The organism is Actinomadura sp. NPDC023710, from assembly GCF_040639875.1.
GTDB lineage: Bacteria > Actinomycetota > Actinomycetes > Streptosporangiales > Streptosporangiaceae > Spirillospora > Spirillospora citrea.
The window spans coordinates 31,252-47,970 of sequence record NZ_JBFAGB010000005.1; the positions used below are offsets into that span (position 1 = coordinate 31,252).

The following is a 16,719-nucleotide window of genomic DNA, read 5'->3' on the forward strand; positions in this document are numbered from 1 at the left end:
GCACCCAGTTCGTGACCGATCACGTGACAGGACGCGGCGAGCTGACGGACGCAGCATGGGAGGCGCTGAAGCCCCTGTTGCCGGCTACCTATGGACCAGGCCGTCCGTGGCGCGACCACCGACAGGTAATCAACGGAGTGTTATGGCGGCTGCGAACAGGGGCTCCCTGGCGTGACCTGCCGGAACGCTACGGGCCGTGGCAGACGGTTTATGAGCGGTTCGCCCGTTGGGAGCGGGACGGGACCTGGGCCCGCCTCCTGGAGCAGAATCAGGCGCGGGACGACTCCGTCGGAGCGGTGGAATGGACGGTGTCGGTGGACTCCACCATCAACCGCTCCCACCAGCACGCGGCCGGCGCCCGGAAAAGGGGGCGGGCGCGAACGGCGGGGTGGAAGGCTCGGCACGCTCGGCGGCCGACCAGGCGCTGGGCCGCTCCCGCGGCGGGCTGACCACCAAAGTCCATCTCGCCTGCGACGGCCGAGGCCTGTCCCTGGCTGTCGTCCTCACTCCCGGCAACGTCAACGACTGCACCGTGTTCAAAGCGGTGCCGGAATCTGTGCGGGTGCCTCGGGCAGGCACCGGGCGGCCGCGGCAAAGACCCGACACGGTCATCGCGGACAAGGCGTACTCATCACGGGAGGTCCGACAGGACCTGCGACGCCGGGGCATCCGCGCAGTCATCCCGGAGCGGACCGACCAAAGGGCCAATCGCCAGCGCCGCGGCAGAGCCGGTGGCAGACCACCGGCCTTCGACCCTGAGCTCTACAAAGCCCGCAACGTGGTCGAGCGCTGCCTCAGCCGCCTCAAGCAATTCCGAGCCATCGCAACGCGCTTCGAGAAGCCGGCAACCCGCTACCGGGCGGACTCCACATCGCCTCACTCATCCTTTGGCTTCGCCAACCCGCTCACGAACGATTGCCAGACAGGGCCTAGGGGGCGTAGCGGCGGGCGAGGGTGCGGAACGCGAGCTTCGGCTCGAAGTGGCCGGTCTTCTCGTAGCCCAGCCCCGTCTCGGGCGGGAGCACCTTGACCAGGGAGAACCCGGCCATGTCGAGGTCCCTGGCGGGGTCGGGGGAGTAGGCGCCGTCGGGTTCGATGAAGTCGTAGACGAAGGCGCCGTACACGCCCTCGGCCTCGTAGACGTCCAGCAGGTCGGAGATATAGCGGGCCTGCGTCCCCTCGTCGCGGACGTAGCCCGGTGGGATGACGGGCGGGTCCTGCGACCAGTCGACGATGTCGAACCCGTCGCCGCCGCGCCGGTCCGCGCCCCGGTAGGTGCAGCATCCGAACTCGGTGATGACGACCGGCTTGCCGAACCGGTGCAGGGCCCGGACGTCCTGGACGTAGGTCGCCTCGTTCGTCTCGTCCCGGTACAGGTCGACGCCCACGACGTCGAAGCCGCGCCAGGCGACCTCCTCCCAGACGCCGGAGGTGTAGGTGAGGCGACCGCCGAACAGCGGCCGGACGGTCCTGAGCGCCCGCGCGAGGAACGCGTTCAGCCGCTCGTTGTAGCCCTCGCCCGCCGGAGTCCCGAGGTTGGCGGCCCGCTCCCGCCAGTCCTCGCCGGGCACCAGCCCGTCCATGAAGATCGTCAGCTCGCAGCCCACCGAGATGCCGACACCGGGATGGGTGCGGCGCAGCCCCTCGGCCGCCCTGGCGACGGCGGTGAGGAACGCCAGCGTCGTCCGCGCGTCCCGGTCGAACCGGCGGGCCTCGAACCACACGAACATGCCCTCCCGCGCCGCGCAGCGGGCCGCGAGCATGAGGCGCCCCAGATCGGAGCCGAGAAGGATGATCGCGTTGCAGTGCAGGTCGCGGCGGATCGCCCGGATCTCGCGCCGCACGTACGCGGGCTTCCACACCTCGCGCTCGGTGTCGTAGTTGACGCCGTGCTGCGGCAGCGGCCGCCCTCGGGCCGGCGCGGCCTGCGCGGTGCCGGTCATCGCGTCGTAGGCGATCACAGCCGCCCCGGACACGGCGGCCGCCGCCGTGCCTGCGAGCACGGTCCTGCGGCTTATCCGCGCCGTGGGTTCCGCCTGTGCCGTCGGTTTCGCCTGTGCCGCGTTCTTGGCCTGTGACAAGGTCCGCTCCTCGCTGGTCGAGCCGCCCGCCACCGAGCCTTCCGGGCACGGCCGTGCCCGGGCAGCGGCCACCGGACCACCCCGCGGCGACCAAAGTCGCCGGGCGCGGGGTCCGAAGGTCGATCAGGCGAGCAGGCCGTGCCGCTCGGCGAGGTCGAGGGCGGCCTGCGCGGCCGGCGCGAGCAGGTGCCGTTCGCCGCGCCCGACGTAGACGTACTCGTCCACCTCGCCGGCCGCCGCCATCGCGCCCCGGTAGGCGGCGGTGAAGCAGGCCATGCGGACGTGGGCGAAGTCGGGCTGGTCGTGGGCCGGGGCCCGGATCACTCCCAGTTCCCGGAAGGACGTCCGGTCCAGCTCCAGATCCAGCTCCTCGCGGACCTCCCGGGACAGGGCCGACCAGTCGTCCTCGCCCGGCTCCCGTTTCCCGCCGGGCAGGTACAGCAGGTCGCGGCCCCGCGACCGGACGGCGAGCATCCGGCCGTCCGACACCTGGATCCACGCGACGACGTCAAGATCTTCCACGGAGGTCATTCTCCTCCAGGCCGCCTGGCGGCGCGCAGGGGCCGCGGCCCCGGACGCCGCGAGGCGCGATCTCGTTGCGGAGCACGAGCATGTCCGCCTCCGCGACCGAGGGGGCGCGATCGAGGGGGGCGTGGTCACGGTGGCCGTATGCTCCGGGGCGTGCGTGCCGAATCCCTCGACCCCGTCCTGCTGCGGACCTTCGTCGCCGTCGCCGACCTGGGCTCCTTCACCGCCGCGGCGGCCGCGGAGGGCTACACGCAGTCGGCCGTCTCGCGCCAGGTCGCGGCGCTGGAGGACGTCTGCGGGGTGGAGCTGTTCGCGCGCGGCGCCCGGGGCGTGCGGCCGACGCCCGCCGGGGAGTACCTGCTCCCGCACGCGCGCGCACTCCTCGACCGGCTCGCCGACACGGCCCGCGCCCTCGACGGGCTGCGCCGGCTCGACACCGGGACCCTGCGGCTCGGCGCGTTCCCCACCGCCAACGCCGCGCTCGTCCCGCGCGCGCTCGCCCGGTTCCGGGCCCGGCACCCGGGCGTCCAGGTGCTGCTGCGCGAGGGCACCACCGAGCGCCTGCTGCCGATGCTGGAGGCGGGCGATCTCGACATCGCGCTGGTCAGCACGCACAAGGTCCCCTCGATCGTCGCCGACGGCCTGGTGACCCTGCTGGACGACGCGCTGCTCGTCGCGCTGCCGTCCGGCCACCGGCTCGCCGCGCGCGAGCGCCTCCCGCTCGCGGAGCTGGCGGACGAGCCGTGGATCGTCGCCGACGACCCGGAGGCGATCGCGGCGCTGCGCGCCCGGTGCGAGGCGGCCGGGTTCGTGCCGCGGACGCCGCTGCGGGTCGCCGAGTGGATCTCCAAGCTGGGGCTGGTCGCCGAGGGGTTCGGCGTCACGCTCGTCCCGGCGCTGGCGGCCTCCGCCCTGGCGCGGGACGGCGTCGTGCTGCGCGCCGTGACGTCCGGCCGCCCCCGCCGCGCCGTCTACGCGGCGGTGGGACGGCACGCGCGCAGGTCCCCGCCGGTCACCGCGTTCCTGACGGACCTGCGGGACGTCGCCGCGGAGATGGGGCCAGGGAGCGGCGCCGCGGAGCTGCGGCGAGGGGACGGCGCCGCGGAGACCCGCTCCGGGGGCGGGGGGTCCCGGCCCTAGGGGACGGCCGCGACGATCTCCACTTCCAGCAGGGCGTCGGGGTGGAAGAGCCGGGGCACCTCGACGGTCGTGCTGGTCGGCGGCGGGCCGGTGAAGTACCGCCTCCGGACGGCGCCGTACTCCCGCAGCCGGTCCAGGTCGGTGATGAACGTCCGGATGTTGACCACGTCGCCGAACCCGGCCCCGTGCGCGGCGAGGATCCGCTCCAGCAGCGAGAGGATCACCTCCGACTGGCGGGTCATGTCGCCGGGCTTGTCCACCTTGCCGTCCGCGCCCAGGGCGATCTGCCCCGACACGTACAGCATCGGGCCCTGCGTCACGTACGCGGTGTGGGAGTAGGCCGGGTTCGGGGGAGCCGGAACGGTCTCGGGGTTGCCCAGGGTCACGCGCATGGGTGGGGTCCTCCTGATGTGGTCGGTGAGGGCGACGAGGTCGTGGCCGCCGAGCCCGGCGGCGAGCGCCGCGTCCGTTCGGGCCTGGACGCTGGACAGGACGCCCGCGGGCGGGGCGCCGTCCAGGGCGAGGCCGAGGTCCTTGGCCGCCAGCGCGAGCGTGAAGCGCGGCGCGTCGCCGTCGGTGTGCTCCTGGAGGCGGCGGGCCTGAGGGCTGGTGCGCGTCAGCGCGTCGAGGGCGAGGGCGGGGTCGACGCCCAGCCGGTCGGCCAGGGCCAGCGTCTCGCCGAGGACGGCGAAGTTCCCGACGAGCGCGCTGTTCACCACCAGCTTGAGCGCGGCGCCCGAGCCGGGCGGGCCGACATGCCGGACGTTTCCGAGGACGGCGAGGGCGTCGGCGCAGCGCGCGAGGTCGTCCGGCTCGGCGCCCGCGAGGATCGCCAGTTCGCCCGCCTCCGCCTGCGGGAGGCTGCCGGAGACCGGCGCGTCGACGTGTCCGATCCCCTCGGGCAGCCGGCTCCGGACGCGGTGGACGGCGTCCGGGCCGATCGTCGACATGTCGGCGATCACGGCGCCGGGCGACAGGGCCGGGGCGGCGCCGTCCGGGCCGAACAGCACCTCCTCGACGGCGGCCGCGTCGGTGAGCATCGTGACGACCAGCTCGCGGTCCCGGACCGCCTCGGCGGGCGTGCCGCAGGCGGTGGCGCCTGCCTCGGCGAGCGACGCGGCCCGGGCGGGCGTGCGGTTCCAGACGGTCAGGTCGTGCCCGGCGGCGGCGAGGCGCCGGGCCATCAGGACGCCCATGCGTCCCAGTCCGAGAAAAGCGATTCGTGTCATGGTCCGACCGACGTTAGAGGTCGAGCACTCATGTCACCAGCGAAGACTTCGCACGCCGGCCATGCGCACCACGCATGGCTCGATCCGGGCCGTCTCAGAAGGCGAGGGCGGCGGCGACTCCTGCCAGCAGCATCGCCAGTCCGGTCGTGATCAGGATCGAGACCGGGTCGGCCGCGCCCGCTCCGGTCGGCAGGGTGCGCCGGGCGTGGAAGCTCCTGCGGGTGCGGCGCAGCATCAGCGCGGCCCCGCCGCACACGACCGCCGCCGCGAGGACCGTGCCCGGGGCCGAGGGGGCGAGCCGCACGCACAGCAGCCCCGCGCCGATCAGGGCCAGGGTGGTGCGCGACCAAGCCAGCGCCGTCCGCTCCGGCTGCGCGCCCGGGTCCCGGAGACTCACCGGGTGACCAGCAGCGCGACCAGCAGGAGGATCGCGGCGCCCGCCAGGCCGTAGGCGATGACCGGGGCCAGCGCGGGCGGCGGCAGCGTCTCGGCGCGGCGCAGGGCGCGCTCGGTCCGCAGCCACCGGCGGAACGCCAGCGCCGCGACCAGGGCGCCGCCCGCGGCGAAGCCGACCGCGAGCACCTGCCGCAGCGGCGACTCGATCAGGTCGCCGGCCAGGGCGAGGCCGATGCCGCCCGCGATCAGCGCCAGCGCCGTGCGGATCCAGGCCAGGAACGTGCGCTCGTTGGCCATGGTGAAGCGTGGATCGGGGTCGTTGCCCTCGGCGAGCAGGCGGTCGGTCCACCTGCCGCCGGAGGGGCCCGGAGGCGTCGTCGCGGTCATCGCCTTTCATATTAGGCGAAGAAAGTGAAAGCCCTAATTCGGGGGCGTGAATGGCAATTCCGACCGTCTATCCCGGAAATGCCTGGTGGGGCGGGTCTGGCCGCTGGGCGGTCAGGCCGGCGGGGTGGGGTCGGGCACGGCCGAAACGACGCGCCGAGGCGTCCTCCTGGGCCAGCCGGTGCAGGGACGTGAGGACCTGCTCGTAGAGGATGGTCGAGACCAGCAGCGAATGGACGGTCCGGGCCCGCGGGGCGCCCTCGACGACCCGTCCGATCTCGTGCTCGGCGACCTCGGCGGCGGCCTTCACGTAGGGGCGCAGGTCCTTGAGGGTGATCGGGAAGCCGAGCCGGCGCAGCGCCACGAAAGCGTGGGCCAGCAGGTCGCGGGCGGGGGCGCGGTCGCCGGCCTGCCAGCCGAGCTCGCGGACGAGGGCGTCGACGTCCTCGCGGGCGGCCCGCCAGTGCGGATCGTGCAGGGCGGCGTCGTGCGGGCCGACGGCGTGCTGGGTGGTGGCGAACAGCTCGTGCATGCCGACCCGGTCGTCCTCGACGGCCCCGATGATCTCCTGGATCGCGGCGAGCGGCATGTCGCCCACCTCGCGCAGCGCGCTGATCAGCCGGAGCCGCTCCAGATGCCGCCCGTCGTACTCCGAGCGCGTGGCGCTCACCGTCGAGCCCTTCGGCAGCAGGCCCTCCCGGATGTAGAACTTGATCGTCTGGACCGTCAGCCCGCTGCGGTCGCTGAGCTCGGAGATCTGCACGTTGCACCCCCTTTACCTGAAGGCAACGGTAGCGAGGTCGCAGGTGCGGAGACCGGCACAATCCCAGGTCCGCCCGGCTTGTGGTGATTCGCACCACGGCCGGATCAGGCCGCGTGCTCGGGACGGGTGCTCGGGACGCGGCGCTCGGGACGCGGCGCTCAGGACGCGGCGCTCAGGACGCGGCGCTCAGGACGCGGTGCGGCGCATGCCTTCGGAGATCTTCTCGGCGGCGGCGGCGACGGGTGCGGCGTGCAGGCGCCCGGGGGAGCGGGTGAGGCGTTCGAGGGGACCGGACACCGAGACGGCGGCGATCACCCGTCCGGCGGCGCCGCGGATGGGGGCCGAGACGGAACCGACGCCCTGCTCGCGCTCGCCGATGCTCTGCGCCCAGCCCCGGCGCCGCACGGACGCCAGCGTCGTGGCCTCGAACTTGGCGCCGCGCAGCCCGCGGTGCAGGCGGTCGGGCTCCTCCCAGGCGAGCAGGATCTGCGCGGCCGACCCCGCCGACATCGGCAGCGCCGCGCCGACCGGGATGGTGTCGCGCAGGCCGCTCGTGCGCTCGGCGGCGGCCACGCAGACCCGCACGTCCCCCTGGCGGCGGAACAGCGACGCGCTCTCGCCGGTATGGTCGCGCAGCTGGGCCAGGACGGGCTGCGCGATCGCGAGCAGGCGGTCCTCGCCGGCCGCGACCGCGAGCTCGGCCAGCCGCGGACCGAGGATGAAACGCCCCTGGGTGTCGCGGTGCACGAGGCGGTGGTGCTCCAGCGCGACGGCCAGCCGGTGGGCGGTGGGGCGGGCCAGCCCCGTCGTCTGGACGAGCTGGGCGAGCGAGGCCGGACCGGCCTCCAGCGCGTTCAGCACGAGCACCGCTTTGTCAAGTACGCCGACTCCGCTAGAGTTGTCCATGCCTTGATATTGCCGTCTCGTAATTTGAGATGCAAATCGAGGTGACCGAGACCGCGGCGCGACGCCGCGCCGACGACCAGTACAGCCGACGATCAGCACAGGTGAGGTGGAGTGATGGGCCGAACACTGGCCGAGAAGGTGTACGACGCGCACGTCGTACGGCACGCCGAGGGCGAGCCCGACCTCCTCTACATCGACCTGCACCTGGTCCATGAGGTGACGAGCCCGCAGGCGTTCGACGGGCTGCGGATGGCGGGCCGCCAGGTCCGCCGCCCCGACCTGACGATCGCCACCGAGGACCACAACGTCCCGACCACGGACCTGCTCAAGCCGATCGCCGACCCGGTGTCGCGCACCCAGGTCGAGACGCTGCGCAAGAACTGCTCCGACTTCGGGGTCCGGCTGCACCCGATGGGCGACGAGGGCCAGGGCATCGTCCACGTCATCGGCCCGCAGCTGGGCCTGACCCAGCCCGGCATGACCGTCGTGTGCGGCGACTCGCACACCTCCACGCACGGCGCGTTCGGCGCCCTCGCCTTCGGGATCGGCACCAGCGAGGTCGAGCACGTCCTCGCCACGCAGACGCTGCCGCAGATCCGGCCGAAGACGATGGCCGTCACGGTCGAGGGCGCGCTGCCCGAGGGCGTGACCGCCAAGGACCTGATCCTCGCGATCATCGCGCGGATCGGCACCGGCGGCGGCCAGGGCCACATCGTCGAGTACCGCGGCGAGGCCGTCCGGTCGCTGTCGATGGAGGGCCGCATGACGGTCTGCAACATGTCCATCGAGGCCGGCGCCCGCGCCGGGATGATCGCCCCGGACGAGACCACGTTCGCCTACCTCAAGGACCGCCCGCACGCCCCGCAGGGCGAGGACTGGGACCGGGCCGTCGAGTACTGGACGTCCCTGCGCACCGACGACGACGCGGTCTTCGACCGGGAGGTCGTGATCGACGCGGCCGAGCTGACCCCGTTCGTCACCTGGGGGACGAACCCCGGCCAGGGCCTGCCGCTCGGCGGGTCCGTGCCCGACCCCGCCACCTACGACGACCCCGTCCAGCGCCAGTCCGCCGAGCGCGCCCTGGAGTACATGGGCCTGACCGCCGGGACGCCGCTGCGCGACATCGCGGTCGACACCGTCTTCGTCGGCTCCTGCACCAACGGCCGCATCGAGGACCTGCGCGCCGTCGCGGGCGTGCTGGAGGGCCGCACGGTCGCCGACGGCGTCCGGATGCTGGTCGTCCCCGGCTCCATGAAGGTCAAGAAGCAGGCCGAGGAGGAGGGGCTGGACGCCGTCATCTCGGCCTCCGGCGCCGAGTGGCGCGAGGCCGGCTGCTCGATGTGCCTGGCGATGAACCCCGACAAGCTCACGCCCGGCGAGCGCAGCGCCTCCACGTCCAACCGCAACTTCGAGGGCCGGCAGGGACCGGGCGGCCGCACCCACCTGGTGTCGCCCGCCGTCGCCGCCGCCACCGCTGTGACCGGGCACCTGGCCGCGCCCCATGACCTCGGCGAAGCCGCCGGGGGGCCTGGGGGGTCGTCCCCCCAGAACGAAGCCGACCTCTGAGGAGCCACGAATGGAAGCGTTCACCACCTACACCGGGCGCGGGGTACCGCTGCGCCGCAGCAACGTCGACACCGACCAGATCATCCCCGCCGTGTGGCTCAAGCAGGTCAGCCGCACCGGATTCGACAAGGGCCTGTTCTCGGCCTGGCGCGAGGACCCGGACTTCGTCCTGAACCAGCCGCGGTACGAGGGCGCGGGCATCCTGGTCGCCGGGCCCGACTTCGGCACCGGCTCGTCCCGCGAGCACGCCGTCTGGGCGCTGCAGCAGTACGGCTTCCGCGCCGTGATCGCGTCGCGCTTCGGCGACATCTTCCGCAACAACTCCACGAAGATGGGCCTGCTGCCGGTCGTCCTCACGGACGAGCAGGTCGAGGCGCTGCAGAGCGCGGTCGAGACGGACCCCACCCTGGAGATCACCGTCGACCTGGGCGCGCGCGAGGTCCGCTGGGGCGCGGACACCGCGCCGTTCGAGATCGACGACTACACCCGCTGGCGCCTCATGGAGGGCCTGGACGACATCGGCCTCACGCTGCGCCACGCCGACGCCATCGGCGACTTCGAGGCCGCCCGCACCGCGCTGCTCCCCACCACGGTCTAGCCCGCAAAGATCCGCGACACGCCGCCCGTGGCATCGGATATCGGGGGGTATCCGGCGCCACGGGCGCGCCCGAACGTACCCCGGGCGAGACGGTCGGCACGGGCGCGGGGGAGAATCCCTAGTGTGCAACAGCCGCCGACCGTTGGGGGACTCCAAGTGAGCACGGCCCCGTGGACCGGGCCAGAGTGGGACGATCCGGCGTTGACGCAGCTCGCACGTCAGTTGCGTGACGCTCATCGCGCCGTGGCCCCGCTCCCGCCACAGGACCGGCAGCGGCTCATCCGGCACCTGCTGGCGATCACCGATCTGGCCAAACGGGACGCCGAACTGGCCGCTCGCAGGCTGGACGCGTTCCTCGCCGATTTCCAAGACGGGCCCGACGTCGGTTAGCGTGCGCAGTGGCCGGATCTGGTCCGGTCACCGGGCGAGACGGGGGCGAGACCGACAAAAACGCCAGCGACACGCCAATGTTTGCGTGCAGGTGATTGTGTCCATGGTGGTGGTCCCTTAGTTTCGTTCGGGCAAGGGGGGAACTAGAGGAGTAACCCATGAACAAGCGTGAGCTGGTCGACGCCATCTCTGACCGGCTGGGCAGCAAGAAGGCCGCAGCCGAGGCGGTCGACGCCATCCTGGAGGCGATCCAGACCGCGGTCGCCAAGGGCGACAAGGTCGCGATCACCGGGTTCGGTTCGTTCGAGAAGGCCGACCGGCCTGCCCGCACGGCCCGCAACCCCGCAACGGGCAAGACCATCGAGGTTCCCGCGACGTCCGTGCCGAAGTTCAAGGCGGGCGCCGACTTCAAGAACCTGGTGGCCGGCAAGAAGTAAGTGCCTCACCGCGTCAGCGCCCGGGACCGCAGGGTTCCGGGCGCTGACGCGTCTCCGGGCCCGGTTCCCCGACCTCGGGCGGCCCTGTTCAGGCGGCCCTGTTCAGGCGGGCGGGGCGGGCAGCGGGAAGGTCGACAGCGTCACCACCGAGACCCGGTCGCCGTCCAGTGCGAGGTTCACCCGCTGGCCGAAGCGCAGCAGCCGCAGGCCGCCCGCCGCGAACGCCTCGGCGTCGAAGGGCAACTCCGTCCCGTCGTCGAGGAGCACGCTCCCCGAGCGGGTCTGCGCGTCGAACGCCTTCACCGTCCCCTGCATGCCCCAGACTCTAGGCCAACGAGGGCAGCCGGGACGCGACGGCGGTGGTGCGGGGACCGGCGCCGAGGGCGAGTGCCGCGCGGAGATCGTCCGGGGTGTCGACGTCGCGGCGTACGCTGTCGGTGCCGGGCAGGAGGATCTCCCGGGCGCCGCGGGCGCGGTGGGCGGTCCGCGAGCCGCCGCCGAACGCGGGGGAGAACGGGACGCCCGGACGGGCCGTGTACAGCGTCGTGCCGACGCCGGCCGCGTCCGGCACGAACGCCTCGGGCGCGGCGCCGGCGGCGTCCAGGACGCGCGCAAGTTCAAGTGGTCGCAAAGCGGGCAAATCAGCCGAAAGCGCCCCGACGCCGGCGTCGGCGGCCAGCTCGCGGCCGCGGCGGGCGCCGTAGACCAGGGCCGGGTTGAGGCCGGCGTCCGGGGCGTCCGGAACGATCCGGGCGCCGAGGGCGGCGAGCTCGGCCGCCGGAAGGGGATCGTCGGTGACTACGATCACGTCGCGGACCCGGTCGCAGCGCAGCGCGGCGGCGACCGTGTCGGCCGCGACCGCGAGCGCGAGGGCCTCCCGGTGCGGCCCGGCCGCCGCCGACATGCGGGTCTTGGCCCTGGCGAGGACCTTCACGGGGACGACGAGAGACCACCGGAGCGGCGGCGTTCCGTGCGTTTGCGCGGAGGGGGCTGGTGTAGACATGGCAACTCGACACTATGCGCACGCAACCGCGACACTTGAGGACACCCCAGGTTCACCTGTGGGACGGATCGAGGGAGGGGCGAGATGAGCGGAGCGAAGAAGGGGGTCGCCCCCTCGCAGGAGGGACCCCCGGGCCACCGCCACTCGCCGGGATGGCGCACGCTCACGATCATCATCCTGAGACCGCTGCTGTTCGGGCTGCTCAGGCGCGACTGGCGCGGCCGGGGCAACGTCCCGAGGAAGGGCGGCGTCATCATCGCCGCCAACCACATCTCCGAAGCCGACCCCCTCGCCCTCGCCCACTTCGTCTACGAGTCGGGCCGCTACCCCGTCTACCTGGCCAAGTCCACGCTGTTCGACGTGAGGTTCCTCAGGGCGGTGCTGCGCGGCACGGGCCAGATCCCGGTCTACCGCGACAGCGCCGACGCCTCCCTCGCCCTCAGGGACGCCGAGAAGGCCCTGCTGGACGGTGAGTGCCTGATGTTCTACCCGGAGGGCAGCTGCACCCGCGACCCCGAGCTGTGGCCGATGACGGGGCAGACCGGCGCCGCGCGGATGGCGCTGAAGACCGGGGCCCAGGTCGTCCCGGTCGCGAGCTGGGGCGCGCACGAGCTGATGCCGTACAAGAAGGGCGAGCAGAAGGGCCTCGCGGGCAGCCTGAAGAAGGGCGTCCACCCGCTGCCGCGCAAGAAGATGAGGGTGATCGCCGGCCCGCCGGTGGACCTGTCGGGGTACGCGGGGCTCCCGCTGGACCGCGACACCCTGCGCGCCGCCACCGACGACATCATGGCCGCGATCACCGGCCTGCTCGGCGAGCTGCGCGGCGAGGAGCCCCCGGCCGAGCCCTTCGACCACCACAAGGTCCTGGAGGAGCGCCGCCGCGCCGCCGCGGCGGAGGCGGCCGAACCTGCCGCGGGCGCGGTGACGGACGTAGGCGCGGTGACGGACGTAGCCGCGGAGGCGGTGGCCGACACGGCCGCGGGCGCGGTGACCGACACGGCCGCGGGCGCGGTGGCCGACACGGCGAGAGGCGCGGTTCCCGAGCAGGCGGGACCGGCCGGGCCGGAGTCCGCCGGGCGCGAGGCCGAGCCGAAGGCGGCCGACTCGTGACCTTCCGTACCGCGGTGATGGGCTCCGGGTCCTGGGGCACCACGTTCGCGATGATGCTGCACGACGCCGGCGGCGAGGTCACCCTGTGGGGGCGCCGCCCGGAGGTGGTCGAGGGCATCAACGAACGGCACGAGAACACCGACTACCTGCCGGGCGTCCCGCTCCCCGAGACCGTCCGCGCGACCCTGGACCCGGCGGAGGCCCTGCGGGGCGCCGACTTCGTGGCGCTCGCCGTCCCGGCGCAGACGCTGCGGCACAACCTCGGCGGCTGGGTCCCGCTGCTGCCGCGCGAGGCCGTCCTGGTCAGCCTGATGAAGGGCGTCGAGCTCGGCACCACCCGCCGGATGTCGGAGGTGGTGCGCGAGGTCGCCGACGTCCCCGAGGAGCGGGTCGCGGTGTTCAGCGGGCCGAACGTGGCACGCGAGATCGCCACCGGCGAGCCCAGCGCCGCCGTCGCCGCGTGCGTGGACGAGGACGCCGCGCGCGGCCTGCAGGCCGCCACCATGACGTCCTACTTCCGCGTCTACACCTCCACGGACGTGATCGGCGTCGAGCTGGGCGGCGCGGTGAAGAACGTCGTCGCCCTGTGCGTCGGGATGTCGGTCGGGCTCGGGTTCGGCTCCAACACCCAGGCGCTGCTGATGACCCGCGGGCTGGCCGAGATCGCCCGGCTGGGCGCCGCCCTCGGCGCCGACGAGCACACCTTCGCGGGTCTCGCCGGGATGGGCGACCTCGTCGCCTCGTGCGTCTCGCCGCTCGCGCGCAACCGGACGTTCGGCGAGAACCTCGGCCGCGGCATGACGCTGGACGAGGTCATCGCCGTCACGAAGCAGACCGCGGAGGGCGTGAAGTCGGCCGAGGCGGTGCTGGAGCTGGCGCGCAAGCACAACGTGGAGATGCCGATCACCGAGGCCGTCACCGCCGTGCTGCACCGCGGCATACCGATCAAGGAGGCGGCGATCTCGCTGATTTCGCGGTCTCCCAAGCCCGAGCGGTACGGGGTGTGACGGAATGACCGCGCACCGCGCCCGGTTCGCTCGTGGCCGACCCGTGCTGATCACCGGTAGGGTCGGGCGTCATGTCCCAGGTTTCTAGGATCCGCGTGGCGGTGGTCTTCGGCGGGCGCAGCTCCGAGCACGCGATCTCCTGCGTCACCGCGGGAGCCGTCATGGCCGCCATCGACCGGGACCGGTACGAGGTCGTGCCGATCGGCATCGCCCGCGACGGGCGCTGGGTGCTCCCGCCCGCGGACCTGAGCCTGGCGATCGACGGGGGGCGGCTCCCGGAGGTGACCGGGGAGGGCGGCGTTCTCGCGCTGCCGTTCGACCCCGACGCCCGCGGCCTGATGGTGGTCCGGCCGGGCGAGGTGCCCGCGACCCTCGGCGACGTCGACGTGGTCCTGCCGCTGCTGCACGGCCCCTACGGCGAGGACGGCACGATCCAGGGCCTGCTCGACCTGGCCGGCATCCGCTACGTCGGCGCCGGCGTGCTGGCCAGCGCGGTCGGCATGGACAAGGGGTTCATGAAACTCGTCTGGCAGGCGCGCGGCCTGCCCGTCGGCCCGTACGTGCTGGTCGGCGACCGGGAGTGGCGGCGCGAGCGCAAGCGCAAGCTCGACGAGATCATCAGGGAGCTCGGCCTCGCCGACGGCACGCCGGTGTTCGTCAAGCCGGCCCGCGCCGGGTCGAGCATGGGCATCACCCGCGTCACCGACGAGTCCGACCTGGAGGCCGCGGTCGAGACGGCCCGCGAGCACGACCCGAAGGTCATCGTGGAGGCCAACGTCGAGGGCCGCGAGATCGAGTGCGGCGTCCTGCAGGGCGTGGACGACGGCCCCGCCGAGGCCAGCCTGCCCGCCGAGGTGCTGATGGCGGGCGACCACGACTTCTACGACTTCGAGACCAAGTACCTCGACGGCTCCACCACCATGGCCGTCCCGCCGGACCTGCCCCCCGCGGCGATCGAGGAGGTCCGCCGCCTCGCCGTGCAGGCGTTCGACGCGCTCGACTGCGAGGGCCTCGCCCGGGTCGACTTCTTCCACACGCCCGACGGCCGCTGGATCCTCAACGAGATCAACACGATGCCGGGCTTCACCCCCGCCTCGGCGTTCCCGCAGATGTGGGCGGCGACCGGGCTGGACTACCCGGCGCTGGTCGACCGGCTCATCCAGACGGCGCTCCAGCGCTCGACGGGGCTGCGCTAGCCGTAGGCGAGCCAGTCGCCGCCCTTGAGGGTGGACGCGTCGACGGCGTGCGCGCCTGCGCCGGAGAACGTCCACAGGGTGTCGCCGATGACGAGCGAGCGGCTGACGCCGTCGCCGAAGTCCTTGCCCGGGTTCCGGACGGTGCCGAGCCTCGTGACGCTCGTGCCGGTGATCTTGAGGGCGAGGGCCTCGGGCCGGCCCCCGTCCCGAGGCGTCACCGGGACGACCGTGAGGCCGGTCTTCGGCCAGTACAGGAACGCGTGCGGATCGAACTCCGCCTGGGAGGTCGCCCCGGGGAGCTTGTAGGCGCTCAGCCTGCGGGGCTGGGCGGAGACGTCGAAGAGGGAGACCTGGAGGCCGCTCGTCCGGCCGGAGGAGTCGGCGTCCTGCCCCACGCCGAGCAGCTTCCCGTCCGCCGTCGGGTGCAGGTAGGCGGAGTAGCCGTTGATCTTGAGTTCGCCGGTGGTCCGGGGATGGCGGGGGTCGTCGAGGTCGACGACGTACAGCGGATCGGTCTGCCGGAATGTCACGACGTAGCCGGTGGCGCCGATGAACCGGACGGAGTGGATCCGCTCGCCCTTGCCGAGGCCGTCCAGCCGTCCGATCTGGTCGAGTCGCGCGCCGTGCTGGGCCAGGACGTACACCGAGCTCTGCGACGCCCGGCTGCCGGGTTCGATCCGGCTGGTCGTCGCGGCCAGCCGCAGGTTCCCCTCGTGCTCCGACATCGAGTACTGGTTGAGCAGGAAGCCCTTCACCGAGCCGGAGGCCACGTAGCGGGGGCGTCCGTTACCGCGGGTGTCGAACTTGTAGATGTCCGTACGCGGCTCGACCGCCTTCTTGCGCGGCCACGCGAACAGCTCCGGGGGACTGCCGGTGACGTACAGGCTCTTCCCGTCGCCGTAGACGGTCGAGCCGTCGGCGGCCACCGCGACCGGCCGCGGATCGCCGAGGCCCTTGGCCAGGTCGAACGTGAGCACGGTCAGCATTGAGGAACCCGCGTCCGAGGACGGGCGGCTGACCTGGTCGCACGGCGTCCGGTACGTCGTCCCGCCTTGCGCCTCGAAGGACGGGAGCCAGGCGTCGAGCGGGGCCTTCGACACGGCCTCCCGGTTCGCCGCGGTGGCCTTCTTCTCGCCTTCGCCGCCCGGGAAGTAGATGCGCGGCTGGGACCTCACCACCACGCGGACCGTGGAGCCGGTCTGCCGCGCGTCCAGGTAGTCGGCGCCGGCCGTCATCGTCCCGGCCACCTTCGGCTCGCCGGACAGGTCGACCAGCGTGAGCCGCGTCGTCTGCGTCGACTCGGGCAGCGGCCGGCCGGGCAGCGGCCGCCCCGGCGCCGGCCCGCCCGGTGCTGGCCCGCCCGGTGCCGGCCCGTCGAAGGGGACGGCTCTGGCCTGCCGCGTCAGCACCAGCACGTGGTCACCGCTCAGCAGCAGTTCCCCGTTGTCGTAGCGGGTGCCGCCCGGCAGTTCCAGCGAGTGCGTCACCTTCCGCGACGCCGGGTCGACGACCCTGAGCCGTCCCCGGGCGAACGCGACGATCCTGCGGCCGTCGGTCTTCACGAGATCGGGCTCGTCCGCGCCCGGCTCGTGCGAGTTCGTGGTGGAGTGCTCCGGAGCGGGCGCGGGAGCCCCGGGCACCTTGCCCGCGCTCGGCGCCTTCGCCAGCGCCTCCATGCCGTCGCTGATCACGCCGTTGAGCCCGTAAGGGCCGACCTTGTCCAGGGTGGCGCGGCGCAGCTCGTCGAGGAGCGCGTCACAGCCGCGATAGGCGACGAGCCGTACCGTCGGCGCTTCGGTGTTCCGGTCGTCGGCCTGCCCTGACCGGTCGCATCCGGCGATCCCGGCCAGCAGGAGCGTCGTCGCGACCGGGAGAAGGATGCCACCACGCATGGACCTTGGACGCCCGCGTCCGCGGCCCGGTTCCCCGGGGGTGGGGGATTATCCGGTGAAGGTCGTCTTACGCGAGCGTCAGCACGCCGAAAC

General features: G+C 73.3%; 18 protein-coding genes and 1 pseudogene. 9 read left to right on the forward strand and 10 right to left on the reverse strand.

Translation table 11 applies throughout. The features are described from left to right. Positions 1-23 precede the first annotated feature (23 nt). Positions 24-933, forward strand: a pseudogene (locus AB0H37_RS07380) (IS5 family transposase). On the opposite strand, the gene AB0H37_RS07385 reads toward AB0H37_RS07380, so the two are convergent. Further along, entirely contained in the window at positions 930-2,003 is a 1,074-nt protein-coding gene (locus AB0H37_RS07385) for a hypothetical protein (protein ID WP_360611858.1), read from the reverse strand. The pseudogene AB0H37_RS07380 and the gene AB0H37_RS07385 sit on opposite strands and share 4 nt — an antisense overlap. A gap of 201 nt (positions 2,004-2,204) precedes the next feature. After that, positions 2,205-2,603 (reverse strand): NUDIX domain-containing protein, encoded by a 399-nt coding sequence (locus tag AB0H37_RS07390; protein WP_329094116.1) that lies wholly within the window; start codon positions 2,601-2,603, stop codon positions 2,205-2,207. 159 nt (positions 2,604-2,762) lie between these two features. Here AB0H37_RS07390 and AB0H37_RS07395 point away from each other — a divergent pair, with 159 nt between their 5' ends. After that, positions 2,763-3,749 carry a LysR family transcriptional regulator gene (locus tag AB0H37_RS07395; protein ID WP_360611859.1) on the forward strand — a complete coding sequence of 329 codons (987 nt, stop codon included), beginning with the start codon at positions 2,763-2,765 and terminating at the stop codon, positions 3,747-3,749. Here AB0H37_RS07395 and AB0H37_RS07400 read toward each other — a convergent pair. The 5 genes from AB0H37_RS07400 to AB0H37_RS07420 all read right to left on the reverse strand — a co-directional run bounded on the left by AB0H37_RS07400 (position 3,746) and on the right by AB0H37_RS07420 (position 7,427). Beyond that, positions 3,746-4,978, reverse strand: a complete 1,233-nt coding sequence (locus tag AB0H37_RS07400) for an NAD(P)-binding domain-containing protein (RefSeq protein ID WP_360611860.1) — start codon at positions 4,976-4,978, stop codon at positions 3,746-3,748. The genes AB0H37_RS07395 and AB0H37_RS07400 overlap by 4 nt on opposite strands. Positions 4,979-5,072: 94 nt before the next feature. Then, on the reverse strand, positions 5,073-5,375 hold the full coding sequence (locus tag AB0H37_RS07405; protein ID WP_329094109.1) for a DUF202 domain-containing protein: 303 nt from the start codon (positions 5,373-5,375) through the stop codon (positions 5,073-5,075). Continuing rightward, complete coding sequence (locus AB0H37_RS07410) at positions 5,372-5,761, reverse strand: DUF202 domain-containing protein (RefSeq protein ID WP_329094107.1); 390 nt, start codon at positions 5,759-5,761, stop codon at positions 5,372-5,374. Before AB0H37_RS07410 ends, AB0H37_RS07405 begins: the two co-directional genes overlap by 4 nt. 67 nt (positions 5,762-5,828) lie before the next feature. Further along, on the reverse strand, positions 5,829-6,521 hold the full coding sequence (locus tag AB0H37_RS07415; protein WP_360611861.1) for a MerR family transcriptional regulator: 693 nt from the start codon (positions 6,519-6,521) through the stop codon (positions 5,829-5,831). Positions 6,522-6,707: 186 nt separating this feature from the next. After that, complete coding sequence (locus tag AB0H37_RS07420) at positions 6,708-7,427, reverse strand: IclR family transcriptional regulator (protein WP_179833324.1); 720 nt, start codon at positions 7,425-7,427, stop codon at positions 6,708-6,710. A gap of 114 nt (positions 7,428-7,541) precedes the next feature. Between AB0H37_RS07420 and leuC the strand changes: the two genes are divergently transcribed. From leuC to AB0H37_RS07440, 4 genes are all read left to right on the forward strand, one after another. Then, positions 7,542-8,993, forward strand: coding sequence for a 3-isopropylmalate dehydratase large subunit (leuC, locus tag AB0H37_RS07425; RefSeq protein ID WP_360611862.1), 1,452 nt, complete (start codon positions 7,542-7,544; stop codon positions 8,991-8,993). Positions 8,994-9,003: 10 nt separating this feature from the next. After that, positions 9,004-9,591, forward strand: a complete 588-nt coding sequence (gene leuD, locus AB0H37_RS07430) for a 3-isopropylmalate dehydratase small subunit (RefSeq protein WP_360611863.1) — start codon at positions 9,004-9,006, stop codon at positions 9,589-9,591. Positions 9,592-9,747: 156 nt separating this feature from the next. Next, positions 9,748-9,981 carry a hypothetical protein gene (locus AB0H37_RS07435; RefSeq protein ID WP_360611864.1) on the forward strand — a complete coding sequence of 78 codons (234 nt, stop codon included), beginning with the start codon at positions 9,748-9,750 and terminating at the stop codon, positions 9,979-9,981. A 158-nt stretch (positions 9,982-10,139) separates the two neighbouring features. After that, the gene (locus AB0H37_RS07440) at positions 10,140-10,418 is read left to right on the forward strand and encodes an HU family DNA-binding protein (protein WP_026403810.1); all 279 of its coding nucleotides are present in this window, start codon (positions 10,140-10,142) and stop codon (positions 10,416-10,418) included. Positions 10,419-10,520: 102 nt separating this feature from the next. On the opposite strand, the gene AB0H37_RS07445 is transcribed toward AB0H37_RS07440, so the two are convergent. Together AB0H37_RS07445 and cofC are read right to left on the reverse strand one after the other, a co-directional pair. After that, the gene (locus AB0H37_RS07445) at positions 10,521-10,733 is read right to left on the reverse strand and encodes a hypothetical protein (protein ID WP_179833327.1); all 213 of its coding nucleotides are present in this window, start codon (positions 10,731-10,733) and stop codon (positions 10,521-10,523) included. Between the two features lie 10 nt (positions 10,734-10,743). Further along, entirely contained in the window at positions 10,744-11,421 is a 678-nt protein-coding gene (gene cofC / locus AB0H37_RS07450; RefSeq protein WP_179833328.1) for a 2-phospho-L-lactate guanylyltransferase, read from the reverse strand. 84 nt (positions 11,422-11,505) lie between these two features. On the opposite strand from cofC, the gene AB0H37_RS07455 reads away from it, so the two are divergent. The 3 genes from AB0H37_RS07455 (at position 11,506) to AB0H37_RS07465 (ending at position 14,734) form a co-directional block, all read left to right on the forward strand. Further along, the gene (locus tag AB0H37_RS07455) at positions 11,506-12,531 is read left to right on the forward strand and encodes a lysophospholipid acyltransferase family protein (RefSeq protein ID WP_360611865.1); all 1,026 of its coding nucleotides are present in this window, start codon (positions 11,506-11,508) and stop codon (positions 12,529-12,531) included. Between the two features lie 17 nt (positions 12,532-12,548). Continuing rightward, positions 12,549-13,538 (forward strand): NAD(P)H-dependent glycerol-3-phosphate dehydrogenase, encoded by a 990-nt coding sequence (locus AB0H37_RS07460; protein WP_179838480.1) that lies wholly within the window; start codon positions 12,549-12,551, stop codon positions 13,536-13,538. 71 nt (positions 13,539-13,609) lie between these two features. Then, complete coding sequence (locus AB0H37_RS07465) at positions 13,610-14,734, forward strand: D-alanine--D-alanine ligase family protein (RefSeq protein ID WP_329094092.1); 1,125 nt, start codon at positions 13,610-13,612, stop codon at positions 14,732-14,734. Here AB0H37_RS07465 and AB0H37_RS07470 read toward each other — a convergent pair. Next, on the reverse strand, positions 14,731-16,626 hold the full coding sequence (locus tag AB0H37_RS07470; RefSeq protein WP_360611866.1) for a beta-propeller domain-containing protein: 1,896 nt from the start codon (positions 16,624-16,626) through the stop codon (positions 14,731-14,733). The two genes, AB0H37_RS07465 and AB0H37_RS07470, sit on opposite strands and share 4 nt — an antisense overlap. Between the last annotated feature and the right edge of the window lie 93 nt (positions 16,627-16,719).